The 22,677-nt window shown below is 31.4% G+C and carries 17 protein-coding genes; 3 read left to right on the top strand and 14 right to left on the bottom strand.

Features of this window, described 5'->3' with window-relative positions:
* Positions 1–155 precede the first annotated feature (155 nt).
* The 3 genes from ACQ3F0_RS08750 (at position 156) to glpK (ending at position 3,979) form a co-directional block, all read left to right on the top strand.
* Positions 156–1,382 carry a cofactor-independent phosphoglycerate mutase gene (locus tag ACQ3F0_RS08750; protein ID WP_428864844.1) on the top strand — a complete coding sequence of 409 codons (1,227 nt, stop codon included), beginning with the start codon at positions 156–158 and terminating at the stop codon, positions 1,380–1,382.
* Between the two features lie 330 nt (positions 1,383–1,712).
* Positions 1,713–2,417 carry an MIP/aquaporin family protein gene (locus ACQ3F0_RS08755; protein WP_428864845.1) on the top strand — a complete coding sequence of 235 codons (705 nt, stop codon included), beginning with the start codon at positions 1,713–1,715 and terminating at the stop codon, positions 2,415–2,417.
* Positions 2,418–2,488: 71 nt separating this feature from the next.
* Positions 2,489–3,979, top strand: coding sequence for a glycerol kinase GlpK (gene glpK / locus ACQ3F0_RS08760; protein WP_428864846.1), 1,491 nt, complete (start codon positions 2,489–2,491; stop codon positions 3,977–3,979).
* Between the two features lie 182 nt (positions 3,980–4,161).
* On the opposite strand, the gene mocA is transcribed toward glpK, so the two are convergent.
* The 14 genes from mocA to ACQ3F0_RS08830 form a co-directional block, all read right to left on the bottom strand.
* Positions 4,162–4,737: a molybdenum cofactor cytidylyltransferase gene (gene mocA / locus ACQ3F0_RS08765; protein ID WP_428864847.1), complete on the bottom strand. Its 576-nt coding sequence runs from the start codon at positions 4,735–4,737 to the stop codon at positions 4,162–4,164.
* Between the two features lie 15 nt (positions 4,738–4,752).
* The gene (gene yqeC / locus ACQ3F0_RS08770; protein ID WP_428864848.1) at positions 4,753–5,493 is read right to left on the bottom strand and encodes a selenium cofactor biosynthesis protein YqeC; all 741 of its coding nucleotides are present in this window, start codon (positions 5,491–5,493) and stop codon (positions 4,753–4,755) included.
* An 18-nt stretch (positions 5,494–5,511) separates the two neighbouring features.
* Positions 5,512–7,800, bottom strand: coding sequence for a xanthine dehydrogenase family protein molybdopterin-binding subunit (locus tag ACQ3F0_RS08775; RefSeq protein ID WP_428864849.1), 2,289 nt, complete (start codon positions 7,798–7,800; stop codon positions 5,512–5,514).
* A complete protein-coding gene (locus ACQ3F0_RS08780) occupies positions 7,801–8,250 on the bottom strand; it encodes a (2Fe-2S)-binding protein (RefSeq protein ID WP_428864850.1) in 450 nt (149 codons plus the stop codon). It lies immediately after the preceding gene.
* Entirely contained in the window at positions 8,241–9,029 is a 789-nt protein-coding gene (locus tag ACQ3F0_RS08785) for an FAD binding domain-containing protein (protein WP_428864883.1), read from the bottom strand. Before ACQ3F0_RS08785 ends, ACQ3F0_RS08780 begins: the two co-directional genes overlap by 10 nt.
* A gap of 468 nt (positions 9,030–9,497) precedes the next feature.
* Entirely contained in the window at positions 9,498–9,875 is a 378-nt protein-coding gene (locus tag ACQ3F0_RS08790) for a RidA family protein (RefSeq protein WP_428864851.1), read from the bottom strand.
* Between the two features lie 147 nt (positions 9,876–10,022).
* Positions 10,023–11,228 (bottom strand): methionine gamma-lyase, encoded by a 1,206-nt coding sequence (gene megL / locus ACQ3F0_RS08795; protein ID WP_428864852.1) that lies wholly within the window; start codon positions 11,226–11,228, stop codon positions 10,023–10,025.
* Between the two features lie 141 nt (positions 11,229–11,369).
* On the bottom strand, positions 11,370–12,800 hold the full coding sequence (locus tag ACQ3F0_RS08800; RefSeq protein ID WP_428864853.1) for a Na+/H+ antiporter NhaC family protein: 1,431 nt from the start codon (positions 12,798–12,800) through the stop codon (positions 11,370–11,372).
* A 105-nt stretch (positions 12,801–12,905) separates the two neighbouring features.
* Entirely contained in the window at positions 12,906–14,078 is a 1,173-nt protein-coding gene (locus tag ACQ3F0_RS08805) for a MalY/PatB family protein (protein ID WP_428864854.1), read from the bottom strand.
* A gap of 203 nt (positions 14,079–14,281) precedes the next feature.
* Positions 14,282–15,277, bottom strand: coding sequence for a D-cysteine desulfhydrase family protein (locus ACQ3F0_RS08810; RefSeq protein WP_428864855.1), 996 nt, complete (start codon positions 15,275–15,277; stop codon positions 14,282–14,284).
* Positions 15,278–15,338: 61 nt separating this feature from the next.
* Complete coding sequence (locus ACQ3F0_RS08815) at positions 15,339–17,405, bottom strand: sigma-54 interaction domain-containing protein (protein WP_428864856.1); 2,067 nt, start codon at positions 17,403–17,405, stop codon at positions 15,339–15,341.
* A gap of 180 nt (positions 17,406–17,585) precedes the next feature.
* Positions 17,586–18,851, bottom strand: coding sequence for a Glu/Leu/Phe/Val family dehydrogenase (locus ACQ3F0_RS08820; RefSeq protein WP_428864857.1), 1,266 nt, complete (start codon positions 18,849–18,851; stop codon positions 17,586–17,588).
* A 380-nt stretch (positions 18,852–19,231) separates the two neighbouring features.
* Entirely contained in the window at positions 19,232–20,563 is a 1,332-nt protein-coding gene (locus tag ACQ3F0_RS08825) for an FAD-dependent oxidoreductase (RefSeq protein WP_428864858.1), read from the bottom strand.
* Positions 20,564–20,967: 404 nt separating this feature from the next.
* The gene (locus ACQ3F0_RS08830; RefSeq protein ID WP_428864859.1) at positions 20,968–22,533 is read right to left on the bottom strand and encodes a ClC family H(+)/Cl(-) exchange transporter; all 1,566 of its coding nucleotides are present in this window, start codon (positions 22,531–22,533) and stop codon (positions 20,968–20,970) included.
* Between the last annotated feature and the right edge of the window lie 144 nt (positions 22,534–22,677).

Consider the following 22,677-nt stretch of genomic DNA (forward strand, 5'->3'; position numbering starts at 1 on the left):
CCTGCTTTCCTTATATGATAATTAATTATACCATATACTTCCTTTATTAGAATATTATTTATTATAAATACCTTAAACCTCTTTTCTTGTATATACTTTTTTACTGTGATACAATAAAGTAATTTATATTTCATTCAATAAAGGAGGGGTTTAACTTGAAATATATCACAATTTTAGTTGATGGTATGGCTGACTATGAAATTGAACACTTAAATAATAAAACACCTTTGGCTGTAGCTAATATTCCAACTATTACAGAAATGGCTCAAAAGGGAGAAGTAGGACTGGTACAAACTGTACCAATAGGTATGTCTCCAGGAAGTGATACTGCTAATTTATCAGTTATGAGCTATGCTCCAGAAATATACCATACAGGACGTTCACCACTAGAAGCTGCAAGTATGGGTGTAGAATTATCAAGCACTGATGTTACTTTCCGTTGTAATCTTGTTACATTATCCGAAGAAGAACCTTATGAAGAAAAAACTATGATTGATCATTCTTCTGGAGAAATTACAACTGAAGAAGCAAAAAAATTAATTCTTGATATTCGAGAACTACTAGAAACAGAATTAATAAAATACTATCCTGGTGTTAGTTACAGACATTTAATTGTTTGGGATAAAGGGCCTTTTGATTATAAACTAACTCCACCACATGATATTTTAGAAAAAAAAATCAAAACTCATCTACCTAGTGGACCAAATAAAGACATACTTTTTAATATGATGAAAAAATCATATGATCTTTTAAAAAATCACCCAATTAACTTGGCTCGAAAAGAAAAAGGATTAAATCCTGCTAACTCTATATGGATCTGGGGAGAAGGTAAAAAACCTAAACTAGATTCTTTTAAAAGTAAGTTTGGATTAAACGGTGCCGTTATATCTGCAGTAGATTTAATCAACGGTATAGGAATACTTGCTGGATTAAAAACTATAGAAGTAGCTGGTGCAACGGGAACAATAAACACTAATTTTAGTGGAAAAGCTGAATCTGCTATAAAGACTTTAATCCAAGGTGATGATTTTGTTTATGTACATATTGAAGCACCAGATGAATGTAGTCACCAAGGAGATTTAGATGGAAAGATAAAATCTATTGAAATTATTGATGAGAAGATTGTAAAACCTATAAAAAAAGCTATGGAAGATGCTGGTGAAGATTTCCGTGTACTAATATTACCCGATCATAGAACACCAATAAAAATAAGAACTCATTCATCAGAACCTGTACCCTATGTGATTTATGACAGTCGTGTAAACAATAATAATCCTAAAAATAATTTTACTGAAAAGTCTGCAACTGAATCTGGTAATTTCTTTGATGCAGGTGAAAAGTTAATGACTTATCTTTTGAAAGAAAGTATTAGGTATAGTTAAAATAAATTACATTTTTTACTATATCGTTCGTTATTTATTTGAATTTCATATAAAAACCTCAAAAAAACATTTGCTTATTGTCGAATATTGTAGTATTATGGATTCATAGCAATTGTAACAAATGCAAAACATTCAGTTTTGTGTTTTGATTACTGCTATTTTCCTACTTACAAATCTATATGTTATTCGGCAGAGATTAGAGAGCCATTCAAAACTTAACCTTATTGGTTATATTTTAGAATGGTTTTTTTGACTGCTACATTGTAAAACGTTTACAATTTGTGAATATACCGGTATACGCAAATTAATTAAATTCAAGGGGGAACTTATATGTCTAATTTTATGGCTGAATTACTAGGTACAATGATTTTGGTTTGGTTAGGTGATGCTGTTGTGGCAAATGTTGTTTTAGCAAAAACAAAAGGTAATGATTCTGGCTGGATTGTTATAACTACCGCATGGGCAATAGCTGTTGCACTTCCAGTATTTATTTTTGGTGGAATAAGTGGCGCTCATATAAATCCTGCAGTTACAATTAGTTTAGCAGTAGTTGGTAAATTTGCATGGGCGGACGTTCCATCATACATTACTGCTCAAATGATAGGTGCAATTTTAGGTGCTGTTCTAGTTTATCTTTCTTATCTACCTCATTTTAAAGCAACTGAAGATAAAGGAGCAAAATTAGGCGTATTCGCAACTGGTCCTGCAATAAGAAGCTACGGAGCTAACTTTTTATGTGAAGTATTAGCAACTGCATTACTTTTATTCGGTATTTTAGGTTTAGGCCAAGCAGAAATGGTTGCTGGTGTCAGCGCTTTAGCAGTTGGTTTGTTAATCTTTGTATTAGGATTAGCCCTTGGTGGACCAACTGGGTATTCATTGAATCCTGCTAGAGATTTAGGTCCTCGTATAGCTCATTTTATATTACCTATACCAGGGAAAGGTGATTCTGACTGGGCATATTCTTGGGTTCCAACTTTAGGACCTATAGTTGGTGCTATCTTGGGTGCTTCGCTTTTCGTAATGTTGTTCTAAAAATAATTTATATTTAAATTCACTTTATTCAAATTGCTGAAATCGTTAACAAATATAAGGGGGTTTTTTTTATGGCAAAGTATATAATGGCATTGGATCAAGGAACTACAAGTTCTAGATGTATCTTATTTAATAAAGAAGGTCAAATAGTAACTGTAGCACAAAAAGAATTTACGCAAATATATCCTAAAGCTGGTTGGGTAGAACATGACCCTATGGAAATTTGGGAATCTCAATTAGGTGTTGCTAAAGAAGCCTTAGAAAAAATTGGTGCAAAACCTGAAGATATCGCTAGTATTGGTATTACAAATCAAAGGGAAACAACTGTAGTTTGGAATAAGAATACCGGAAAACCTGTTTATAACGCTATAGTTTGGCAGTGTAGAAGAACTGCTGAGTATTGTGACGAATTAAAAGATAAAGGGTTAGCTGACCCAGTTAGAAATAAAACTGGTTTAGTTTTAGATGCTTATTTTTCAGGAACAAAAATAAATTGGATTTTAGAAAATGTTGAAGGTGCAAGACAAGAAGCTGAAAAAGGAAATTTAATTTTTGGTAATATTGATACATGGTTAATTTGGAACTTGACAGGCGGCAAAGTTCACGTTACTGATTTTACAAATGCATCAAGAACAATGATATTTAATATACATGAATTAAAATGGGATGAAGAATTATATAAAGCACTGAATATCCCCGCTTCGATGTTACCTGAAGTTAAACCATCCAGTTTTGTATTTGGTGAAACTGCTTCTGAACTTTTTGGTGCACCAATTAAAATTTCTGGCGTAGCAGGAGACCAGCAAGCAGCTCTATTCGGGCAAGCATGTTTCAAACCTGGAATGGCTAAAAATACTTATGGAACTGGTTGTTTCTTATTGATGAATACTGGTAATAAAGCAGTAGCATCTAAAAATGGATTAGTAACTACTATTGCAGCATCAACATCAGAAGACGTTCAATACGCCCTAGAAGGTAGTGTTTTTATAGGCGGTGCTGTTATACAATGGCTAAGAGATGAGGTTAAACTCTTAGAAAGTGCTCCAGAATCAGAAAAATACTGTGAAGCAGTTGAAGATACTAATGGAGTTTACTTAGTACCTGCTTTTGTAGGATTAGGTGCACCTTATTGGGATTCTTATGCTAGAGGAACTATTGTAGGATTAACTAGAGGAGCAAAAAAAGAGCATATTGTTAGAGCAGCTGTTGAATCTATGGCTTATCAAACAAATGACGTATTAAATGCAATGGCTGAAGATTCAGGAATAGAACTTGAAGCATTAAAGGTTGACGGAGGAGCTACTGCAAATAATTTCTTAATGCAATTCCAAGCTTCAATATTAAGAAAACCTGTACAAAGACCAGAAGTAGTTGAAACAACAGCTCTTGGTGCTGCTTACCTAGCAGGTTTAGCAGTTGGATATTGGCAAAGTAAAGAAGATGTTGTTAATAATTGGTCAGTTGATAGAACTTTTACACCAGATATGGATAAGGAAAAAAGTGAAGAATTGTTAGCTGGATGGAAGAAAGCAGTTAATAGATCTACAGGATGGTTGAAATAATTTAACTATTAAAAAAGTCTCAAAATACCATTTGAGACTTTTTTCTTATTTTTCTTTATAGGGTTAAACCACAAAAAGTAAGTTGAACTAAAATCGACCACAATATCTACCGCAAATTGATGCGTTCTGACGCTATATATCGTAGTCGAAGTTCAACTAAATTACTTTTTGTGGAATAACCATTATAAATGCTTCAAAATATTTTCATAGTCTTCAACAGTATCTATATCAAGATTCTCGATTCCATTTTCAATACTTACATATACTACATCTTTTAAATTATTATTAATTACACTCTTACCACCTTTATCACCTTCCAAAGAAAGTAAATCCCCTTTAAATTTAGACGGAAATACTACAGGACTTCCTCTAAATCCATCATAAACCGGTATAATTATTTTCCCTTCATTCTTATTAAAATTATCCATTAATTCTATGATTGTCTCTTCACTTACTAATGGTTGGTCACCTGTGAAAAACATATATCCATCACACTTTGCTGAATTCACAATACCTAACTTTATTGATTCACTTATACCTTTTTCTCCATTGTTATTTATAACATACTTCATATTACTCTTCTCAGCAATCTTAAAAACATCATCATAACTTGTTACTATTATTATATCATGAAAGCTAATATTATTGATTTTATCTATAATATGTTGAACTAAATATTTACCATTTAATTTTAACAATAGTTTATTACTACCCATCCTCCGTGAAAGTCCAGAAGCCATAATAATTGCATTTATCATTAATCTCACCTTCATTTATTTAATCAAATTATACTTTCTATTTTTAATACTGCCTATTATTATTTTATCAATTTTCACATTATCCTTAAGCATCTCAGAAAGCTTAATCCCAAAATTATAACTTTCCATACTTTCGACCTTATTTATAAATAATATACGCTCTCCTTTTGAAAATTTAAAGAGCCCTTTAGGGTGTTCTACAATTTTCTTTAGATGTTCAATAGTAACTTTATCTCCTATACTTGAATCAGTAATAGATGTAAAGATTCCACTTCTATGAACATTTTCCTCACATATTTCCATTCCAACACTTTCAATATCTAATATTCCCACTGTTTTGTTAGATACATCTGGAATTACAGGTTCATGATCCTTCCAGCCTTTTAAAGGCTTCCCTTTAGAACCATCTCCTTCAATTATTATGTAATCGAGCTTTTCTAATAGTTTGTCTAAAAACCATTCTTTTACAGATATTATTTTTCCTTCTGTATTAATAGAAGAACCAACCACATATACTCCATTACTATTATAGGGACATTTTAAAATGCGTTTTTCATCGCCAATATATAGATGATTAAAAAACTTATCTGAAGGAGGATAGATTTTAGTAGTAGTGGTAACAGCCACTTTTCCATAATGTTTCAATTCTGATGCTAAGTTCAACATAAAGGATGTTTTTCCTCCTGCTCCTACTAACGTTAAACACTCGCCCTTGGAAATATTAATAAAACTGTTTAGACTATTACCATTCACCATTTATTTAGCTCCCCTTACCTATTTATTTCTATTTTCCATCATAGCTAGAAGTACTTTTTCAGGAGTTATCGGAAGTGTCCTTATATTAACTCCTACAGCATTATAAACTGCATTAGCTATAGCTGGTGGTGGAGTATTGATAACAACTTCTCCAATAGATTTAGCACCAAACGGTCCTGTTGGTTCATAACTACTCTCAAATGCAACTCTTATATTGCCTACATCTTTTCTGCAAGGTATTTTATACTGCATAAAAGAATCTGTATCCATTTTACCTTTATCAGAATACCTTACTTCTTCATACATCGCCATTCCTATTCCTTGAGCAATTCCACCTTCAACTTGGATTCTTGCAAGATTTGGATTAATAACAGTACCACAATCAGCAACAGCTACATAATCAATAAGCTCAATTTTTCCAGTTTCTTTGTCAACTTCAATTTCTACGAAACCTGCTATAAAAGGCGGTGGAGATACCGGACTTCCATGAGTTGCTTTACCAATAAGTTGATTTTTCCCTACTCCAAAAGCTAATGTTTGAGCAAGCTCATTTAAAGATATAGAACTTTTCTCATCACAAGATTTAATGTATTCTCCATCAAACTCTACATTTTCTATAGATTTTTCTAATATTTTTGCACCTTCTGCTAATATTTGATTTCTCAAATCTTCAGCTGCTTTAACAACAGCCATTCCCGTAACATAAGTTGTACTTGAAGCGTATGAACCTGCATCATATGGTGATGTATCAGTATCAGAAGAATATATAATTACATTATCCATACTTGTTTCTAGTATTTCTGCAGCCATCTGAGATAATATTGTATCACACCCAGTTCCCATATCACTAGAACCAACAAGTAAAGTATAAAAACCATCGTCATTTAATTTTATTTCTGCTGATGCAATATCTATTCCTGCAATTCCTGAACCCTGCATAGTTACAGCCATACCAACAGATTTAACCTTTGTATCACTTATTTTCTTCATTGGATATTTTTCATTCCATCCAATTAGTTCTTTACCTTTAGCAACACATCTTTCTAAAGCTGAACTTGCTAGATATTCGCCATAATAAGCAGGCATTACTTCTCCTTCTTTTACTAAGTTCTTCTCTCTAATAGCAACTGGGTCTATTTTAAGCTTTGCTGCTAACTGATTTACTGCAGATTCAACTGCAAAAGTTCCTTGTGTCGCTCCGTATCCCCTCAAAGCACCTGCTGACATTTTATTCGTATATACTACATCTGCTGAAAATTTAACTGCCTTTGCTTTATTATACAAAGGTAGCGTTTTATGTGCAACTAACCCTATAGTAGTTGGAGCATGTTCACCATAAGCTCCTGTATCAGAGAGAGTATTAATATCAATGGCTTTAATGTTTCCTTCTTTATCTGCACCAATCTTTACTTTTATTTTCATAGCATGACGGCTAGTTGTACAACTAAAAGTTTCTTTTCTATCATAAGTTATTGCTGCGGGTTTTCCTGTTTTTAAGGTCACAATACCTACAAATATTTCTACTGCTGCAGTTTGTTTTGCCCCAAATCCCCCACCAACTCTAGGTTTCACAACTCTAACTCTTGATTTCGGTATATCTAAAGCTCTAGCAACAATTTTTCTTACATGGAATGGAATTTGAGTAGAACTTACACATGTTAATCTTCCGGTCTGATCAAGGTAAGTGTAAGCTCTAAAAGACTCCATCATTGCTTGCGCTTGCGCTTGTGTAAAATATGTTTCTTCAACAATCACGTCAGAATTTTTAAATTCTTCCTCTATATCTCCATGCTCATAACTATCAGAGCATACAATATTTCTTTTAACTTGTGAACCTATATCAAAATTCAAATGATAATCTTCTTCCGAATGTATAACAGATTTGTGATCTACTGCATCTTCAATTTTAATAATAGGTTCATAAACTTCATAATCTACTTTTATAAGTTTCATAGCTTTTATTGCCGTTTTTTCATCAACCGCAGCGACTATTGCCACTTCATCTCCTACATATCTTACATATTCATCAAGAATGAGTCTATCATAAGGAGATGGTTCTGGATAAGACTGTCCTGCAAGAGTAAATCTATTCTTGGGTACATCTTTATACGTTAATACACATTCAACACCGTCTAGATTTTCCGCTTCAGATACCTTAATGTCTTTTATCCTAGCAAAGGCATGAGGACTTCTAAGTATTTTAACTATCAACGCATTTGGAGGAACTATATCATTTGTATAAACAGGTTTTCCAGTAACTAGAGTCATACCATCTATTTTATCTATCCCTTTTCCTACAACCTTCATTTATTTCACCCCCATATACTTCTTGATAGCTCTTAATTGTCCCATGTATCCAGTACATCTACAAAGATTTCCTGCTAAATAGTGCTTAATATCTTCTTCTGACGGATTAGAAAGCTCTCGTTTCATTGCTAATACAGTCATGATTAAGCCTGGACTACAAAAACCGCACTGCTCTGCTCCTTCATTTACAAGAAATGTTCCAAATTCTTCAGCCTCGTTTTGAACTCCTTCAAGAGTTGTAACATTTTTCCCATTTGCCTTAACTGCTAAAGTAGAGCAAGAAAGTATAGGCTTTCCTTCAAGCCAAATAGTACATAAACCACAACTAGTTGTGTCACAACCTTTTTTAATACTGAAAAAACCATATTTTCTAAGAGCATCTAGAAGCATCTCATTATTTTCTACTTCCATTTTCATTATATTCCCATTAACTTTAACTTCTATTTGCATGATAAAACCTCCATAATAGCTCTTTTCACTAAAACTTTCGCTACTTCTTCACGATATTCTTTTGAAGCTCTTTTATTACTATCAAAACACAATTCACCTACTGCAGTGCTCATTGCTTTATTTATATTTTCTTCATTAATCTCATTTTTTGAAAGTAGAAGAGAAGCTTTTTCTGCAACTTCTGCTCTAGCAGGTCTTGCACCAATTACTACATTCCACTGTCCATTTTTTTCTGTAACTGCAACGTTTAATAACGGAAAATCTCCCGCTGAATTTCTAATCATTTTATATGAAGCTTTACTGTTTTGTTTTTTTATAACTAACTTAATAAGTATGTCCTTTTCATAAGGTTTCTTTAAGAAATCTTTTAATAATAACCTACCTGCATTATAAAGTTCTACTTCAGCATCAAGGGCAAGTAAAGGTGTAATAAAATCCGAAAATCCAAATCTTGAAAATACAGATCCTCCCACAGTAACAACATTTCTAAACTGAACACCGATTATATTCCCTATTGAAATGGGCAATATCCCATTAAAATAATTATTTAATATTTGATTAGTTTCAATCTCTCTTAATGTAGTCATTGATCCAATTTCAATAAATTCTTCATTTTCTTTAATAAAATCAAGGTCAATTGCTGATAAATCTATAGCATTTCCTATTCTTTTATTACCCATCCTAAGCCACGCACATCCCCCTAATATAGTGTTACTTTTTTTTGCCATTAATATTTTATATGCTTCATCTAAGTTTGAAGGCTGTAAATATTGCTGCATAGTAAACAATTAAAATCCCCCTTTTAATCTTGTTTTTATCTTCTAATAATATAATAATTCTTCCCAAAATTTTACATCAGCTTACACGCAAACATAACCAGTATAAGAACTACTTATACTGGTACAAAATTACATATCGAAATCAACTCACAAAATACCTTCTGTCATTATTTCAATTAAAGTATAACATAGTACTTTACGTTTGTGAATGTTTTATTTTTGTTTTTGTTTATAATTTGTCACGTGTCGAACTATAATACAAATTTTCACTATGTATAATTCGCATTCTTGTTTTAGTTATTATAATTTAATATAAATATAAAGTTATTCATAAGAATAAAGGCATATATTACACAAAGTCGCTCCACTTAATAAGCATCAAATTGCTAAAATAATTTATAAATTCAATACAATAAAAAAGCCTCCTTAGCATAGCTAAAAAGACCTTATTATTATTTTTTTATAAAATTATACTAAAGCTACAACTTCTATTTCAACTAGGGCATCTTTTGGTAATCTACCAACTTCAAATGCACTTCTTGCAGGATAGTTTTCTTTAAAAAATTCTTGATAAACTTCATTCATTTTAGCAAAATCATTTATATCATTTAATAAAACTAAACTTTTTACTACTTTATCCATACTACTGCCAGCTTCTTCGAGAATTGCTTTTACATTCTTTAATGATTCTCTTGTTTGCTCTTCTATAGTAGTAGGCATTTCTCCAGTTTCAGTATTAATAGGCAACTGTCCTGAAGTAAATATTAAATTTCCAGTCATTATTGCTTGTGAATACGGACCTATAGCACCTGGTGCTTTATTAGTTGATATTATTTTTTTCTCCATTTTTTCTTCCTCCAATTTTATATTGATATATGAAAAACATGAATATTCTTTTAAAACAACTGCGTAATTAACATACCCTCCGTTTAAACGAAATATACATGTTATTCACACTATTTTTCAAAATCTTTAATTTATTACAATAATCTACTACTTAACAATTAAATCTAAAGCTTGTTTCATATCAGCAATAATATCTTCAGCAGTTTCAAGACCAACTGATAATCTAACAAGTCCATCGCTTATTCCACAAGCTGCTCTTTCTTCCGATGTATATGGAGAGTGAGTCATTGAAGCTGGATGTTGAATTAATGTTTCAGCATCTCCTAAACTAACTGCTAATGCAGCTAAGTGAACATTATTCATAACAATTCTTCCTTCTTCTACTCCACCTTTAAGTTCAAAAGCAATCATAGCTCCTGGTAAATCCATTTGTTTTTTAGCTAAATCATAGTATTCAAAGCTCTTAAGTCCTGGATAATAAACTTTTTCAACTGCTGGATGACTTTCTAAAAATTCAGCAACTTTCATTGCATTAGTACAATGTTGCTTCATTCTAAGTTCTAAAGTTTTCATTCCTCTCAATACTAAATAAGCATCATCTGCACTTAATACAGCACCAGTCATATCTTTTATACCAACTATTCTAACTTGTGTTATAAAATCTGCTTTACCAGCAGCGAATCCTGCGATAACATCTCCATGACCATTTAAATATTTAGTTGCCGAATGAAGAACAACATCAGCACCATGCTCTATTGGTCTTTGAATATATGGTGTACAAAATGTATTATCAACAAATACTAAACAATTTTCAATAGTATGAGCAATTTTTGATATTTCGTCTAAATTTGTTATTTTCAATGTTGGATTTGCAGGTGTCTCTAAGTATACTACTCTAGTGTTAGGTTTCATAGCATTTTTAACTTCTTCAAGGTTACTTACATCTACAAATGTAACTTCAATTCCAAATCTAGTAAGTCCATGATTTAATAGTGCAAAAGTACAACCATAAAGAGTATCAGATGCTACTACATGGTCTCCAGCTTTTAACGCAGTCCATAAACATGAAGATATAGCTCCAATTCCTGATGCTGTTGATACTGCTGCTTCAGCTTTTTCAAGAATAGCTACTCTTTCTTCTACTTCAGCATTTGTAGGGTTTCCTAATCTTGAGTATATATATCCAGGCTCTTCTAATGCGAATCTTCTTCCTCCTTCTTCTGCTGAATTAAATACGAATGTAGAAGTCCTATATACCGGCGTAGCTAATGACCCAAACTGTTTATCCCCTATATGTCCACCGTGTATTGTTTGTGTTCCAAAACCCATTTTCTCGATACTTTCTCTATTCATTTATAGCTCCCCTTTAATTTTTATTATATTATCAATTCCCGTAAGTAAAAACTGACTAATCATAATAATGATTCTTTAATAATTAGCCAGTTTTACAATTTCATATACTTTTTATTTCTATTCTTTAATTAATTACAATAGTTAAAGTAAAAATCCTGCAATAAGAAATAAAACTAGTGTTACTACTGAATTAGCCAAAGCATATGGTATTTGTGTTTTTACATGCTCAATATGATCAGTTGCTGCTGCCATGGATGATATAATTGTTGTATCAGATATTGGCGAACAGTGATCTCCCATAATAGCTCCTGAGATTACAGCACCTATACTAACTAATACATTTGCATCCATTGCTACTGCCATCTGAATAGCAATCGGCATCATAAGAGCGAAAGTTCCCCAACTAGTACCAGTAGAGAAGGCAATTAAACATCCCATAACAAATATAATTGCTGGTCCATATCCACCATTTATTCTTCCTTCTACAAGACTAGCCATGAATGACCCTGTTCCAACATCACTAACTACATTACCTATTGCAATAGAAAATATTAAAATTGTAACTACTGGAATCATTGACCCAATTCCTTTATAAACATAACCCATAAATTCTTCTAGTTTCATAATGTTTTGTGCTCTATAATATATTGCTGAAAAAGTTAATGACACAAGCACAGACCAGAATACTGAAGTAGATCCTGAACCATTCAAAAGATTTCCTTCACCTGTAATAAGTAGGAAAATCGGCATACATGCAATAAGAACTGCTATTGGTAAAATCATATTTGAAGCTTTTGGTTGAACTCCATCTTTAGTCGGAATTTGAGTAGCCTCTACATCTACAACTGGAACTGCTCCTTCTTTCATAAGCTTTCCTGTAGTTTTAACTCTTTCTTCCGCTGTTTTCATTGGACCCCAGTCTTTACCAGTAAATATATAGTATGCTACTGCTAAAACTGCAATTATTGAATAAAAGTTAAAAGGAATACTTTTTATAAGTAAAGTAGTAGGATTTCCTTCAATTACTCCATTTGATACTTGAACTGCTATCAATCCCATCAATGTAGCTCCCCATGCATTAAGTGGTATAAGGGAACAAATTGGTGCTGAAGTAGAGTCTATTATATATGCTAATTTTTCTCTAGATACTTTGTACTTATCAGTTAATGGTCTTGCCACTGTACCTGATGTAAGAATAGTTATAGATGATTCAATAAAAACTACGATTCCGATGATAAAAGCTAAAAGTTGAGCAGCTTTTTCATTTTTAACAAGCTTAGTTTTTTCTGTTAAGTAATCTACAAATCCATCAACACCTCCAGAAGCTTGAACAAGGGTTATAACTCCACCTACAAGAAGTGAGAATAATACAGTTTTTGTAACCCAACCTTCTGCAAACACATCAATGATTCTACCAAGGGAAGCATTTAGTGCTGGAAAAAGTGCCCACCCATGTAACAATATTTCGCCTAGAAATATACCTGCAAATAACGATAAAAATACCTGTTTTGTTACAATTGCTAAAATAATTGCTAAAATCGGTGGTAGTAAGCTTACTAATCCAAATTCCATAATTAAAACCTCCTAATTTTGTTTTATCATAGCATAAAAGTTAGGTTATTATAAAGACAATTTGTGATATATGTGCTAATAACCATACCTTTTATGTAATAATCATTAAATTTCTTTTACAGCCTTTTTAATTCTCTCAATTCCCTCAGTAAGAGTAGCTCTTGGACAGGCAATATTCATTCTTACAAATCCTTCACCCTCATTACCAAACCAAAATCCAAAATCCAATGCTACTTTAGCTTTCTCTATCATAAATTGTGATAGTTCTTCTCTATTCATACCTAACTCACGACAATCTAGCCAAACTAAATAAGTTCCTTCAATTTTATTTACTTTAATTTTCGGGATTTTTTCTTCAAAATATTCAATTAAGAAGTCTAAATTAGACTCTAAATATTCTAATAATTGTTCAAGCCACTCTTCTCCTTTTGTATAAGCTGTCTCAGTAGCAACCGCTCCAAAACAATTATCTCTGCGAACATCTAATGTTCCTAAAGCAGCCGCAAATTTTTCGTAATCTTTTTTGTTTGGTATTGCCAATAAAGCTGATTGTAATCCCGCAATATTAAAAGTTTTACTAGGTGCAAAACAAGTAATTGTATTTTGAGCAAATTCTTCAGATATAGAAGCAAAAGGTATATGCTTATGACCTTTATATACAAGGTCTGCGTGAATTTCATCACTTATAATTTTTATATTATTCTTTATACAAATATCTCCTAGTCTAACAAGTTCTTCTCTTGTCCATACTCTTCCTACAGGATTCTGTGGACTACATAATATCATAAGTTTTACATTTTCATCTATTTTATTTTCTAAATCTTCATAATCCATAACATACTTTCCATCTTCCTCTTTAAGAGAATTGCATATTAATTCACGTCCATTTTCTTTTACAACATCAAAGAAAGGGTAATATACAGGTGATTGAATAATTATTTTATCTCCAGGATTAGTAAATTCTCTTATAATAATACTAAGAGCTGGAACTACTCCAGGGCTATGAATTATCCAATCTTTTTCTACTTTCCAATCATGTCTTTTTTCCATCCAACTACACACAGCTTCTTTATAACTATCAGACATTTTAGTATATCCGAATATTCCATGCTCAGCTCTTTCTTTCAGAGCATCAATAATAGGTTGTGCTACCCTAATATCCATATCTGCAACCCACATTGGGAGAACATCTGTTGTTCCAAATTTAGTTTCGACCTCATCCCATTTAGCAGTATTTGTCCCAATTCTATTAATTACTTTATCAAAATCATATTTCATATTTAACCCTCCACAATATTTTCTGTAAACGTTTGTCGCCCTCAGTATTATTTAAAGCAATTACCATGCCAATATTTTTTTCTACATATAGCTTGCTTTTTAGTCATTATTTTTCCCTTTTCTCTAAAAAAATAGGTTTAATGGGGTGTTTGTTAACCCATTAAACCTATTTCTTATATACAAATATCTTTATAAAACATTACTTACTTTTCAAACTGAAACATATCTTTTTTTGGAAATATCCCAAAAATACCACCAGTATGAATAAACAATATTTTCTCTCCCTTTTTAAAACTCCCTTTTTTTATCTGGTCTACAAGACCTAAAAATGCTTTTCCTGTATAAACAGGATCAAATACAACCCCTTCTAATCTAGCTATCTCTGTAATAAATTTAAGTTCTTCTTGTGTACTCTTAGCATATCCAAGACCAACATACCCGTCAATAATATTGATATCTCCATCAACTAATGGAATTTCCTTATCCATAAAAGCAAAACTTTCTTTCCATATTTTCTTTATTCTTTCAGTAAAATGTTCTTTATCATCGCAAACATTAATTCCTACAATTTTAGTTTCAGGCAAATACAATTTCTTCCCTAAAGATAAACCTGTATATGTTCCCCCTGAACCTATAGCGGTCACTATATAATCAAACTTATTTTCCTCTTCTTTACATTGTTTACTTATCTCCTCTACAGCTTTTAAGTATCCGAAATTACCTATTCCAAAAGAGGCTCCAGTAGGAATAATATATGCCTTCTTTCCTTCTTTTTCTAACTTATCTTGTACTTCCTTCAATATTCCTTGGAGATTATTTTCATATTTTTCATTATCAATATAATGAATGTCCGCCCCTGCCAATTTGTCCAAAAACAAATTTGCTTCTATTACTGGAGTTTCATTTTTTCTTAGAATCAAATGACAATCAAGTCCTAATTTAGAAGCTGCAAAAGCTGTAGCTCTACAATGATTAGACTGCATCCCACCACAAGTAATAAGAGTATCATATCCCTTATCTATCGCATCAGCGATTACGAATTCTAATTTTCTAATTTTATTACCACCAACAACCCCACCTGTGATATCATCTCTTTTTAAATAAATTTCTGGGCCACCTAGCAATTCACTTAATTTTTCTAATTTGTGAATAGGCGTAGGTAATAACGCTAGTTCTTCTCTTCTTGGATAATTAAACACTAAAAACCCTCCTTATATTATAAAAATTCACTATATATATCCAGCAACTATCATGCCATATTTACTTACTCAAGTGATTTAAAATCTTAATTCCTAATTCAGTTATTTTCGTTCCCCCTCTTCCACTAGATATTTCTACTAATCCATAACTACTTAAATCAACAAATATCCTTCTTATCATCTGCTCTGATAAAAAAACACCGTTTGCTTTTGCATTATCTGCAATACTCCTTCTTCCTGTTGTTTTTCTTTTTCTATATCCATTTTCTAATTCTTTTAATACAAATTTATATTTATCAATTCTATTCTTAGTATGCATCTCAAAGATACTTAAAATATTGTTTTCTGATTCGCTTAAATAAAGCGAATCATCAGAATTGCTATTATTGGATGTTTCAAAAGGCAAATCCTCAACTTCAATATTTTTCTTTTCTAAATGAGCAAGATATTCCACATAATTTCTTAACTCTCGTACATTACCTTCCCAATTATGGTTTAATAAAGCTTTTAAAGCATTATCTGATAAAACAAAATCTTTGTCAAGCTTTGCTTTTATTTTATTAACTAATAATAAAATATCTTCCCCTCTTTCCCTTAAAGGTACAAGTTTCAGAGGCAACACATTTAACCTAAAAAATAGATCTTGTCTAAACTTTCCTTGCTGAACTAATTTTTTCAAATCTCGATTTGTTGCTGCTATCAATCTAACATCAACATTTATTACTCTATCACCACCAATTCTCATAACTTCTCTTTCTTGAACAACCCTTAATAATCTAGCCTGTAATCCTAACTCCATTTCACCAATCTCATCTAAAAACAAAGTTCCCATATGAGCTAATTCAAATAGACCTAACTTACCTCCTTTTCTTGCTCCAGTAAAAGCACCTTCTTCATATCCAAAAAGCTCACTTTCAAGCAAACTTTCTGGCAAAGCCGCACAATTTACTGCAACAAATTGATAGTTCTTTCTACTTGAACTATTATGGATTGCTTGAGCAAACAATTCCTTACCAGTACCAGTTTCGCCTCTAATTAATATTGAAGAATCCGATTTTGCCATCCTTCTTGCTATATCTTTAACTTTATTAATCTCATCACTTTGCCCAATAATATCTTCAAAGTTATACTTAGCTCGATGTCCTTTTCCTATAAGTTGTGATCTAAGTTTATGCTGTTCTTTTTCTGCGTCACTGAACCTTTTAATTATTGCAGCGGCTCCAAAAAGAGTTCTTTCATTTGTTATTGGATCTATATTTGCAGAAATTGCACAACCATTTATTCGTACCAATTTTTGTTTAATTGATGATGACGTATTAAGCACCTTTTCAAATGGTAATTCTGGTATTAAATCTTTAATTTGCCTACCTAACACTTTTTCTTTTTTTAAACCAATAATACTTTCAGCACTTTCATTATAAAAATATACTATCCCATCTAAATCAATTCCTATAATTCCTTCCTCTAATCCTTGCAATAAAATGCTAAATTGACTTTGAAGCCTATTAGTTAAACCCATTAGTTTTTGTACTGCATATCTATTAGTTACTATACTCTTGAAGTAATTCTGAATCTTATCTTTTCTCAGCAGATCATCTAAATTCAGTTTTATAGCTAAATCCATTATAGTATTTATATCTAATCCTCTTTGTCCTATATCTATGATTTGTTTTACATTTTTAGGAACATACCTAACTTCACCAGGAGTAACAGCGATATCTAAATTAGGAATATCTTTTATCCTTGGGTAAATAGGCACAAATTCAATATGATTCACCCCTAATTGATAAAGCAAAGAAATTGTTTCTACTGACATTTCTAAACTCAAATTCACCAGCATAACTTTTTCACCTTTAGGGATCTTCATTAGTTTTTCTAATCCTTTTTTTGTCATTGTCACGCTATTAATTATTATTTCACACTCATCTTTTATGTATTTCTTAACAGTTCCATAAATATCATTTGTTGATATCAGAACTATATCTGCATCAATTCTTCCATTCAAACTATTATTATCTAATGAATATTTCTCTAGAGTAACATACTCTCCAAATAATTCCTGTAATTGTTCACAGTAAAAAACTGCCGAATTATAAGAAAAAGTTATAACTGCAATTTTCTTTTTCATTGTTTTCCTCCCATTTATTAGATATCTAAATAGGTATAAATTTTGTTATGTACTACTTTATAATATTTACCACTTCCTTAAATCTAACATAAATATTTATAAAATAAAAGTGGATTGTGAAGTAATTAATTATTCTTTACATAAAAAAACTGGAATCATCGATCCCAGTTTTTTTTAATTTTATGGAAAAATAGAACGTATCTGCATTGCTTTAACTAATCGATCTATAGCTACCATATATGCACCCATTCTATAAGTAGTCTCACTTTCTTTAGCTTTATCCCACACTTCATTAAATGCCTGTATCATTTTTTTCTCCAATGTACGATTAATTCTTTCTTCATCCCATGTTAATGACTGTATATTCTGTACCCATTCAAAATAAGATACAACTACTCCTCCTGCATTAGCTAAAATATCCGGCATAATTACAATACCTTTTCTCTGCAAAATTTTATCTGCTTCTGTTGTTGTAGGCCCATTCGCCGCTTCAATAATTATTCTAGCTTTAATGTCATCTGCATTTTTTTCATTTATTTGATTTTCCAAAGCTGCTGGAATTAACATATCCACATCTAATTTCAATAATTCATCATTAGATATACGAATCTCACCATTTTTCAATGAATAATCTTTTAATAATGCTCCATCATTTTTAGAGAGAAATGATGAAATATCCTGAATTTCAAGACCACTATCACAATATACTCCACCTGACATATCACTTACAGCTACAATTTTACATCCCTCTTTACTCAATAGCCTAGCAGCAGTTCCACCTACATTCCCCATTCCTTGAACTGCAATCTTTGTACCTAAAACAGGTATCCCAAGTCTATGAAGTATCTCTTTTGCTACAAACATTACTCCTCGCCCTGTTGCCTCACTTCTACCTAATGAACCACCTATTTCCAATGGTTTTCCTGTAACTACACCAGGTACAGTATATCCCTTCAACATACTATAAGTATCCATCATCCAACCCATTACCTCTGCATTAGTATTTACATCTGGTGCTGGGATATCTCTTTCTGGTCCAATAATAGGAAGTATCATTGCTGTATATCTTCTTGTCAATCGTTTCAATTCTTTTTTAGATAATTTAGAAGGATCTATTCTGATTCCACCTTTTCCACCACCATACGGAATATTTACAACAGCACATTTCAGACTCATCCACGCTGCTAAAGCTTTTACTTCATTAATATTTACATCTTGATGATATCTAATTCCACCTTTACATGGACCTCTAGAGCTTGAATGTTGAACTCTATAACCTTCAAACACTTTAACTGAGCCATCATCCATTTCAATAGGAAGTGATACTTTTAGTTCCCTTTCAGGTGATTTAAGAGCAATATAATCCTTTTCCTTCAATCCCAACATATCCGCTGCTTTGTCTAAAACTTCCAACATATTTTTGTATGGATCGTAATTTTTTATCATTTCAATACCTCCTAAAATTTAAAAAGATTTACATGATACAGAAATCAAAAGCAATTTTTATACCAAATAATCAAAATATAATCACTACTCCAAACTGCCTCCTACCGCAGTAATCGTTTACTTTATGTAGTGTGTTATGGGATAAAAGGGATAAGTGAATATTAATCCCTTTTATCCCTTTTAACCTAATATTTTTTATATAGAATAAAATAAAACCTTACTATTCTATATTATATTCATCACCAAAAAATTTATTATATTAAAACATTCTATCTTATTAGTCACAAGAAATGGTAAATATTATAAAAATCCCAATACATATCGATAGTTATGATATATATTGGGACGATTTTTTTCTTTTTCAATAATAAAAGAACATTTTATTGAAGTGACATTTGACCAGCCATGTTAAGTAAATTCCAAGGTTTGTTATAATGTGGTTGGAAAAAGAAATCTACAAAAGCTAATTCATCAATAGTCATTTTATTTTGAATACACACTGAGACAGTATTTATCGATTGTGTCATATCAGCCTTTGATATGATTTGAGCCCCTAAAATTTCACGGCTTTTCTTATGATAAACCACTTTTAATAATGCTTCTTCATACGTAGGCATAAATTCTGGACGAACATTGTCCTTAACAGAAACAGTCTCAATATTTAATCCTTCTTCTAATGCTGATTGTTCAGTTAATCCTGTAGAAGAGATATTTAAATCATAAATTTTTATACCTGATGTTCCTTGCGTACCCATATATTTTACTCTTTGCTCAACTAAATTTTGAGCTACTAACGTACCCATTCTAACTGCATTTGTAGCTAGTGGAATATATCTATATTTTCCAGTTGGATTATAAACTATAGCACAGGAATCACCTGCAGCAAACACATCTTCCCTACTAGTTTGCATATATTCATTTACAATAATCGCACCATTTTCTAGTGTATCTACTTGATCCTTAACTAAGTATGTATTTGGTTTGAACCCAATACACATAATTACTAGATCTGCTTGGTATTCCCCCTTATCAGTGATAACCTTATTCACTTTATCTTGATAACCTTTAAACTCAACAACTTTTTCTCCTAGAGCTAGTTTTATACCTTCATCTTCGAAAGCTTTTTCAGCCATATCAGTAAATTCTTTATCCAAGTATTTACTTAAAATTCTATCAAAAGCATCTATCAAAGTTACATTTTTACCATTCATATTAAACGCTTCTGCCAATTCTACCCCAATATAACCTGCTCCAATTACAACAATATTTTTTGCATTTTTTGCTTTTTCTATAATAGTATTAGAATGGTTGAAATTCTTTGACAAAAGAATATTACTGAGCTCACTTCCCTTGATATTTGGTTGAATAGGCCATGAACCTGTTGTAATAATCAATTTATCAAATGTATCTTGAAATTCTTCATTTGTTTCTAAATTTTTAACTAATAGTTTCTTATCGTCTATATCAATTTTAACAACATCATGTAACATCTTAGTCTTTACTCCAAGTTCAGCTAACGCTTTAGGAGAACTATAAAATAATCCATTAGGATCTTTTATCACACCGCCTACATATAATGCAATTCCACAAGATAAAAATGAAATATTATCATTTCTTTCATATACTGTAATCTCTGCCTCTGGGTATAGTTTTGCAATATTTACAATTGAAGCTGTACCTGCATGAGTACAACCTATAATAGCTACTTTCATAATATCCTCCTTATTTTCAAATAATTTTATTTATCAAATTTAATTTACTTATTTATCATAATAATATTATAACTTATTTAATAATTATTATCAATACATAATTATTATTTGTTAACCCAGAACAAAATTTTGATTTTTGATATATTATAATATTTCCTCCTGAAAAGTAACTTAGATGAAATTCAACTAACTTTTGTGATTTAATAGTCCTTACATAAACAATATCTCCTTATATTGCTTTCTTAATACAAAAAATCTCCTATTATATTAATAAGAGATCATTGTTATATTATTTTGTTTTATCTATAAATGAAACTATTTCATTTATTACTTCTTCATGGACAGGATATGAGGGAGCAGAATAGGATGCTAAATTTTCAATAATATCAGAAGGATTATATATTTTAATTACTTCCAAAACTTGTTAAACATTCTTGAATGCTGGAAGCGGTGTCTTCATTCGCTAAAACTATAAGATAATCCCCTGCATATATAACTGTATCTCCTCTAGGTATTATTTCTTTTTCTCCTCGTTTTAAAGCTGCTATAAGACAACTACAAGGCCAATCTACCTGACATATTTTTTTATCTTCAAGAAAAGACTCTACACAAACTGGAACTTCTATTATCACTTTATTATTGCTCTCTCCTTTGAAAATATTATCTGATTTAGATAAAACTCTTTCAAAAAGAGATTCATAAATTGGCTCTGAATTCAATAAATCCGTTATTACGTAAGCAATTATACATACAAAAGCAATAGATAATAAGTGGCTAAAAGATCCTGTCATCTCAGTAAGTAAAACCATACCAGTTATAGGCGCTTTTACTACAGCCGTAAAGTATCCTGCCATTGCTATTATTATAAAATTTACTATATATGTATTACTAAATCCAAAATAATTACTTAAAATTATCCCGTATATAGCACCTATTAAAGCACCTATAACTAGCAGAGGCAAAAATATACCACCTGGTGCTGCAGATCCATAACTAATTATTGTAAACAAGTATTTAACAATAATAACCACAACAAGTGAAATCAATGGTATCGGTGTGCTATGAGTTAATGATACAATTAATTCATGTCCTCCTCCTAAAACTTCTGGTATATAAACTCCTAATATTCCAGCTAATATAAAAGGAATAATCGGCCAATACTTTTTTGATAACACCTTTTGCTTGCCATACAAATTCTGTGCCGTAAGAATACCTTTGTTAAATAGAACTCCTCCAAAACCAATTATTATACCCAATACCAACAGATATGGATAATCCTTTAATGGTATAGAATGTGTAATATTAAAATCGAATATCGGTTTAAGACCGAAAAAATGTTTTGAAACAAAATCTGAAGTTATCGAAGCTGCTAATGAAGTTGTTAAAACTATAGGTGAAAAATTTTTATGAACTTCTTCCAATGAAAACATAACTCCAGCTAAAGGTGCATTGAAAGCAGCAGCTAATCCAGCACTTGCTCCAGCTGTTATTAAGTATTTTTCTTTGATTTTTGGTCTTTTAGTAAGTTTAGTAAATCCTTCTCCTACAGCTGCACCCATTTGTATAGAAGGTCCCTCTCTTCCAACTGATAATCCAGCTGCTAAAGCTATGAGCCCTCCAAAAAATTTATATGTAATAACTCTAGCCCAGTTCATATCTAATTTTCTAAGTAATACTCCCTCCACTTGTGGAATACCACTCCCAGAAATCATAGGTTCTTTTTCAACCAAATAACCAACTATAATACCTAATATGACTAATATAGCAATTCCTATTGGTATATACTGAGTATTTTCACGAAGAAAAGCATATCCTTCCGTTGTAACATGAAATGCCTTTTCTACTAAATATCGATAGAAAACGATTAACAATCCTGCGAATACTCCCACTAAAACTCCTTGAAAAATAATTTTTATTCTAAAATTATGCCATTTTAATAAAGTTGTACTTGTATCACTTTTATTACTCATTTCTCTTAACTCCCAATTCTTTCTAAATTTATTGTAACCATAGGGCATGTACCCCAATAAATATTATATCAATAAAAATATTTTTTACAATGCGTATACTCTAAACCATTCCTCTAATATATTTCTTTAACTTGCTTAAACTTT

This window comes from Clostridium sediminicola (genome assembly GCF_050402865.1).
Taxonomy (GTDB): domain Bacteria; phylum Bacillota; class Clostridia; order Clostridiales; family Clostridiaceae; genus Clostridium_AF; species Clostridium_AF sediminicola.